This window comes from Ferruginibacter sp., assembly GCF_031430955.1.
GTDB lineage: Bacteria > Bacteroidota > Bacteroidia > Chitinophagales > Chitinophagaceae > Ferruginibacter.
Window position 1 is genome coordinate 1 of sequence record NZ_JANPCM010000247.1, and the last position, 7,255, is coordinate 7,255.

General features: G+C 35.8%; 6 protein-coding genes and 1 pseudogene. All 7 read right to left on the bottom strand.

All coding sequences use genetic code 11. The features are described from left to right. A partial coding sequence (locus ACY65O_RS06955; RefSeq protein WP_462220128.1) for a VUT family protein occupies positions 1–284 on the bottom strand: 284 nt, incomplete at its 3' end. Beyond that, positions 281–589 (bottom strand): hypothetical protein, encoded by a 309-nt coding sequence (locus ACY65O_RS06960; RefSeq protein ID WP_462220129.1) that lies wholly within the window; start codon positions 587–589, stop codon positions 281–283. The genes ACY65O_RS06960 and ACY65O_RS06955, both read right to left, overlap by 4 nt. Positions 590–644: 55 nt before the next feature. Next, positions 645–1,301: a protein-L-isoaspartate(D-aspartate) O-methyltransferase gene (locus tag ACY65O_RS06965; protein ID WP_462220130.1), complete on the bottom strand. Its 657-nt coding sequence runs from the start codon at positions 1,299–1,301 to the stop codon at positions 645–647. A 75-nt stretch (positions 1,302–1,376) separates the two neighbouring features. Next, the gene (locus tag ACY65O_RS06970) at positions 1,377–2,912 is read right to left on the bottom strand and encodes a T9SS type A sorting domain-containing protein (RefSeq protein WP_462220131.1); all 1,536 of its coding nucleotides are present in this window, start codon (positions 2,910–2,912) and stop codon (positions 1,377–1,379) included. 379 nt (positions 2,913–3,291) lie between these two features. Continuing rightward, positions 3,292–4,320, bottom strand: a complete 1,029-nt coding sequence (locus ACY65O_RS06975; RefSeq protein WP_462220132.1) for an LIC11966 family surface protein — start codon at positions 4,318–4,320, stop codon at positions 3,292–3,294. A 282-nt stretch (positions 4,321–4,602) separates the two neighbouring features. Beyond that, entirely contained in the window at positions 4,603–6,669 is a 2,067-nt protein-coding gene (locus tag ACY65O_RS06980; RefSeq protein WP_462220133.1) for a carboxy terminal-processing peptidase, read from the bottom strand. 57 nt (positions 6,670–6,726) lie between these two features. Next, positions 6,727–7,255: pseudogene (locus tag ACY65O_RS06985) on the bottom strand (phospho-sugar mutase); the annotation flags it as partial.

A 7,255-nucleotide genomic window follows, 5' to 3' on the forward strand; every position in this document is an offset into this window, starting at 1 on the left:
CCAATGGTGAGGTACGATAAAAACTTTACGCCCCGCCTGCCATAATATTCATTGATGATATCCGTCATTATAAAAACAACAGGCCACAGTAACACACCCGCTGTAAGGTGAAAACTAAACGGGCTGCCAAATAAATTTATATTGGCCCGTTTAATACCCAGTGTGTCTTCCAGCGAAAATATTTTTACCCCTATTACTTCAGCAATTAATGCACTGGCAATAAAAATACCACCCAGTATAATAAAGAGTTTGGTGCTTTTATCTTTAAGTATGTTATGTATCATTTGCTTTTGTCTATAAAAAACCAATAAATCTGTGCCAGTAAAACAATGAAATTAAAAATAACAATCCACAATGGGATTTGTTTTATTTTTTTCATCAATATTAAAATTACAGCGATGGCGCAGAAAAATATATTGATGATCATAGCCAGTTCTCCCAGCACGGCAATGGTACCTTCTAAAAATGGTAATGGTATGGCATGGTCGGTAATGCCTTTTGCTGCATAACTTTTTTCGACAAAACGTAAAATTACCGATGCAATAAAACAAAGGTTACAAATAAGAACAATTTTGGCAAAGAAGCGCATAAGCAAATATATTGTTTTGCAATTAAGTGATTAAACCAGCTTACCGATTTTAATTTTACCCATTCCTTCCGCTCAGCATCGGTACAAAAGAAAAATTTTGAAACACTTCTTCTTCGTAACTGCCATCAGCATTTTTTGTTAACCGAAGCATGCGTTGCAATGAACCTTCATCTACAGGTATTATCATTTTGCCGCCTGTTTTTAACTGCTCAATTAATTTAGGCGGCACAAATGGTGCTGCAGCGGTTATTATTACTTTATCAAAAGGTGCATAAGTGGGCAGGCCTTCAAAACCATCGCCATAAAAAAATTTAAGGTTTGGATATTTGGTTTTAAAAATAAACTGCTTGGTTTTTTCAAAAAGATTCTTTTGTCTTTCGATAGTAAAAACTTTGGTTCCCATTTCGGCCAATACCGATGCCTGGTAAATACTTCCTGTACCTATCTCTAAAATTTTTTCGCCGGTTTTTACCTGCAGCAATTGTGTTTGATAAGCCACGGTGTAAGGTTGCGAAATAGTTTGCCCTTCGCTGATGGGGAAAGCCCTGTCTTCATAGGCAATTTCATCAAAAGCACTGTCTAAAAAAAAGTGGCGGGGAATATTATTAACCGCATCCAGCACATTGTTATCAGTAATGCCTTTATCCTTAAGCACATCAATCAGTTTTTTTCTCAGGCCTTTATGCCGGTAAGTGTCTTCGTATTTTCTCATAGCAGTCTGCAAGATAAATAAAAAAACTGCCGTTTTTTGCGGCAGCTTTTTACAAGACCATTCAACTACAAAAAATTATTGAACAATAAGTTTTTCGGTATAAAAAATATTGTCTGAAGAAGCACTGACTTTTATAATATAAATACCCGTTTGTAACCCATCGATATTAATATGTTTATCAGTGGTTTCTTTAATAGTTTTTACTACAACGCCGGTGGAATTAATCACCTGTACATTGCTTGATCCGGTGATAGCCGAAGGAATAACTATCTGAAGACTGCCGTGAGAGGGATTAGGATAAATAAGTAAAGGCTGCTTATTATTGCCATTATTTATTACCCGTATTTCGCTGTAAAAATTTTTTCCGTCAATATCTACCTGCCTGAGCCTGTAATACACTGCTTTTTCTTTAGCCAGGTTTACATCAGTGAACGTATAATTCAATGTAGCTGAACTGCTATTATTCAGCGCCTTACTTTCAACAAAACTGATTTTTTCAAAGTCTCCTGTTGTTTTTCTCAGTATTTCAAATCCTTTATTATTAATTTCCTGGGCAGTTTGCCAGCTTAATAAAGCTCCATAATTTGTTTTAGCCACATTAAAATTAATTAAACTTACAGGCAAAGGTGCTCCGCCTGCATAGTCAATTCTTACGCTGGCATCATCAAATAAACCATTAGCATCTGTAAGCCTGTATGTAAAGAAAAACTGGTCTGTAGCCGGATTTAAACGCAAAAATGAAAAAGTGCCATCACTGTTAAATATAAAATTTGCATCAGATCCGGTAAATGTTTGACTAAGTAAACTAAAAGTCATTTGCGATAAAGGACTATTATCAACATTAAAATCGTTTCCTCCCTGTGGCGAAACAATTGTATTAGTGAGTGACCTTGTGGTATAAGTAATGTGAGATACCGTAGGGGTGTAGCCCAGGTTGGTACCATAAACATTAGCCAGTAAAGTGCTGCCTGTAAATGCTTGTAAACCGGCATTAAAATAATCATTATTGGCAACCGGTGCACAGGTATTACTAATCTGACAGGGCTGAATCCCTGTAAAATAAAATTTATCTAAAATGTACTTGGTACCCGGCTGATTACAATTACTGGTGGTAAAATTAAAAAACACTTTAAATGAAGGCAGAGTATTAGGTAAATTGATAATTAATGAAACCGCCCCTCCCGAAATTGGCAGCAAAAAACCTGAGTTATTAGAATATATAACAGCACCATCTCCTATTGGATCTGTACCGTTATAAGTGCTGGTCACAGCAATTATATCAACAGAAGTAGGACATCCAAAATTACCCAGCGATGCACAGGTAAGGTTAGCATCGTACCTGCCAATGGTGAATTTAACTTCTATCAACGGTTGGTTGGGCGTAATTATTTGTGATAAAACTTTTGCCGGGTTATTGCCCCCAACTCCTGGGGTAACAATACCATATTCCGTTATACAACCATTGCCGGCATTACTGTAGGGGGCAATGGATGAGCCATTTGCGGTTCCCCAGCCTGTGGTGGAATTTGAAAAATCCTGAAATAGAATTAATTGTGCTTTGCCTGTAAATATTGATAACAGCAAAGCAAGTGAAAGTAATGAAGTTTTCATCTTGTTAAGTTTTTGGGTGTACAAATTGATTTAAAGTTCAGTGGAACAATAAATAGGTTTGCCAGCAGATGAAAGATTATAAGCGATAAATCACAGGAATTAAAAAGACTTAATTCTTTAAATAGATTGAAACAAAAAAACTAGAGAGATTTATTCAGAGGTGGTGGATAGGGTATTTATAAAACGGATTAATGATTTATAATTGGAATGTAAAGATAAAGGAATATTTTATGATTCCAAGAGTTTATCAATTTTTTTTAAAAATATTTTGTGCACTCCAACAAAACACTACTGTATTTATATACTGCTAAAATGCATTAAACTGGTTATTATCAACGTGATAAAATTTATGCATAATTAAGAGCCAGGAATAAACCAATTATTTATAATGAGGTGTGTGCTCATCAAAAAATGTTTTTATAGCAATGTTCCAGTTATTCAAGGCTTCGCTGCGTTGCTGGTTTAAGGTTTGGTTATTTTGATTGTAAGCATTGCTGGCTTTGTTAATATCGTTTACAGCTTTGTTGTAAGCATCTACTTCTTCTTTAGTTGAGTTGCTCTTTTTTTCAAATTCTTTTTTAATAGTTGCAAAACGCTCTTTGGTTAAAAAGAAATCGCTTACGGTACCCATTTTATCGTTTACTTCTTTTACATAAAAATTAAGCATGGCTTTGCAGGCGGCTGCAATACTGTTATCTCCCTTAAAAGGTTTTATACTGTTTAATTTTACTAATCCGTCCTGTGCATATTTTAATAACGAATTTTTATTTTGTTCAATACCGGTGATATTATTTTTCTCAATTGCTTCCAGTAAGTAGGCTTCCTGCTTAAATGGTTTAAAAAAGATAAGGTATATCTGGTGATGGTACAAATTCATGTCATGCACCTGTTGCATCATATCCCCAAGCTCACTCTGGCTGTTGATCAGTTTTACATTATTTTTTGCAGCAAAAGCAGCTTGCGATGCTTTCATTCTTTCGTTGCCTTCATTTAATTTTTCACTTACTTTTTCTTCCATCAGTAGATATGCTTCCATAGCATCATAACTTTGCTCTGCAATTTCTTCCATGTTAATTATCTTACTGTAATCTTCGTTAAGTACATTGTAATACAGCTTCATAAAACTTACTGCACTGTCCCGGTAACTTTTATCAGTTTTATAACCAGGCATGCCTGAAATATTCATCCGGGATTCCTGCACTTCATCTAATAATTTATTACGCAATGCTTCTACTTTTTTTTCTTTTTTGCCATGAGCAGAAGCACTGGTATAACTCATAAATTTTTTAGAAACATTTTCCTGCTGCTTACTGATGAAACCCATGTAATCGCCGGGGTTTTCAAAATCCTGTGCATAAGTGAAAGTGGAAAATGACAATAAAAACAAAAGGGTAAATAAACATTTCATATTGGGTAATTTTGGTTTAGATGAAGATAAAATATATTTATGTAAACAAGATAATAATTGACAGAATATTTTTTAAATACCTGCAAATTGTTTGAGGTATTTATTATTTTGTAATAATTGTGATTAAAGCTCAATAAAGATATACAGCACAAGAGTGTCTCGCCTCAGGCCAGACCAATGAAGTTGAAAAAGGAAATATTGCCGGGCTCAAAAAAAACATCCCATTTCTTAATAATTCCATTGATTAATTTTACACTTTCCAATCAACCAAATAACTACTTACTACTTCCCATTCCAATCCATTAAAATTCTGTAAGCTTCCTGTAGCGTAGCATCATTTTTAAGTTGCTTTAAATACGTGTTGTTTATTTCTTTACTCCGCTCAGTAGATTGCATAATATGCTGCCAGTCGAAACCGTTATTGGTAACGCTGACACTGCTTTTATCTTTTTCATCTTCTTTAAATTGCTTAAACATTTTCATTGCATCGCTGTATTGCGTTGCATAACCGGCCCACTGTAAATTAATATTTCTTTCTTTTTTATTCTTTTCCATCCAACCGGTAAAAGCAGTAATTTTTTTAAAATAATTGTCAGCATCAACACGTTGTTTGCTTTTAGCTGCTAAAGTTGCTACAGGTAAAACCGGCAACAATTCAAACGTTCCTGCCCTGCTCATATCCGGTTGTAATGCGCTTACATTACTTTTTTCTTTGTACTCATCGCCTGCATATAAATCGGGGAGTTTAATATCCGGCACTACGCCTTTCCATTGTGCAGTGCTGCCATTAACCCGGTAAAATTTATTCATCGTAACTTTTACAAAGTCATCATATTTTTTAGCAGGGTTTATTTTACTGGTATCTAAAGGTAACACCTGTTGTGCCGTGCCTTTACCATAAGTGGTGCCCCCAACAATTAATGCCCTGTTATAATCCTGCAATACTGCACTTACAAATTCGCTGGCACTTGCACTGGCGCCATTTATTAAAACTACCAGCGGGCCATCATAAATTGTTCCCCTGTTGGGATCTTTTAAAAAATTAATTTTACCCGTTTTATCTTTAACCGAAGCCACCGGGCCAATATCAATAAAAATTCCTGCAAGCTGCATCGCTTCCCACATACTGCCGCCGCCGTTAAAACGCAGATCTAATATTAATCCTGCAATGGTATCTTTTTTTAGTTTTACAATTTCTTTGCTTACATCATTGGCACAACCATCATCTTTTATATCATCTTCTTTTGCAGTTTCATCATCCCTGCTGTAAAAACCGGGCAGATTAATGTAACCAATATTTTGTTTACCGTGCAGCACATAACTTTTTACAATGCCTTCATCATCGGTAACTTTTTCTTTATGCAGTGTGGCAGTTTTTGTTTCGCCTGCCTGCGTACGAACCGTTATTTCCACATCGCTTTCACTGTTGCCATTTAAATAACTGCTCAATTCTTCTTCGCTAATATCGGCAACATTTTTTTCCTTCCCTTCTGTTTTTACATTAGTAATTACATCCCCTTTGTGCAATTGCCCGCTGCGCCATGCACTGCCGCCGGGTTGTAAATAAGTAATTGATTTATCTCCCTTTTCATCTTCCTGCAAATCTATACCGGCGCTAAACTCTGTTCCACTTAACTCTGTATCAAATTCTTTTTTTACTTTTAAACTCATGTAATTGGTATGCGGATCGTAGCACCAGGCAATACTGTTTAAATATTGATCTTGTAAATTATTTAGAAATGCAGCAGGTGTTGATAAAAGATTATTGAGATACCCTACTTCTCTGCGGCGTATTTTTTCCCTTGCATCAATTTCTAATTTTGCAAAATTTACAGGGAGTTTTGTATCAGTTCCATTAGAGTCTGAAATTTTTTCTACAATTTGATTGAGTGTACGCCACTTTAAATATTTTAACCAGCGTTGCGCTGCTTCCTGTTCGTTTGCGGCATAAGTGGTAAAAGGCCAGACAATATTATCGGGCTTAGTAAAATCGAAAGGTTTTGCTGTGAGCAGTTTTATAATACTGTCGGTTTTTTGCAACCGCAATTTATATGCTGCAGTAGACTGATTGAAAAAATTCCATTCTTTACCCAGCAATTCTTCATCTAATTTATTTTTAAACGCATCTAAATCCGTAATTTCTTTTTGGGTAAAAAATAATTTTTCATCGTCTAATTCTTTCATCCATTTATTATACAGCATGGCAGATGAAGTATCGTTCCATTGCACCGGCTTGTAATGCTGCTGCTCTAAAAAGCGGCGTAGTGTAAGTGTTTTGGCACGTAGATCGGTTTGAGAAAAAATAAATGCCGGTAATAAAATAAGTAAGAGGGTGTAGATTTTTTTCATAAGCAGTTTGGTTTAAGGTGTCAGACGGTTTAAAACCGTCATGACACCTGTACAATTTTATTTCAACTCCATCTCCTTCACAATTCTTGCAATTTTATCATCCAGTGATTTTTCTGCCGCTTCAAATTCAGCTACACTTTTAAGTTCCCCCTTCACACTAAAATAAAATTTTATTTTGGGCTCGGTACCGCTTGGCCTGGCCGAAATTTTTGTTCCATCGGCTAATACAAACTGCAGCACATTACTTTTTGGCAGATCAATTTTCCAGGTTTCGCTGCTTTGTAAATTTTTACCGGTCTGCAATTCATAATCCAGTAATTCGGTAACCGCTACGCCATCAATGCTAAGCGGCGGATTGTTCCGGTAGCCTTCCATCATATCTGCAATTTCCTTTGCGCCGTTCATTCCTTTTTTGGTAATACTCACTAAGCTCTCTTTATACAAACCATATTGTACATACAGGTCAACCAGTTTATCAAAAAGACTGCGGCTTTTATTTTTTTCATAAGCAGCCATCTCACAGATCAAGGCAACGGCGCTAACTGCATCTTTATCCCTTATCTCATCACCGATCATTAATCCAAAA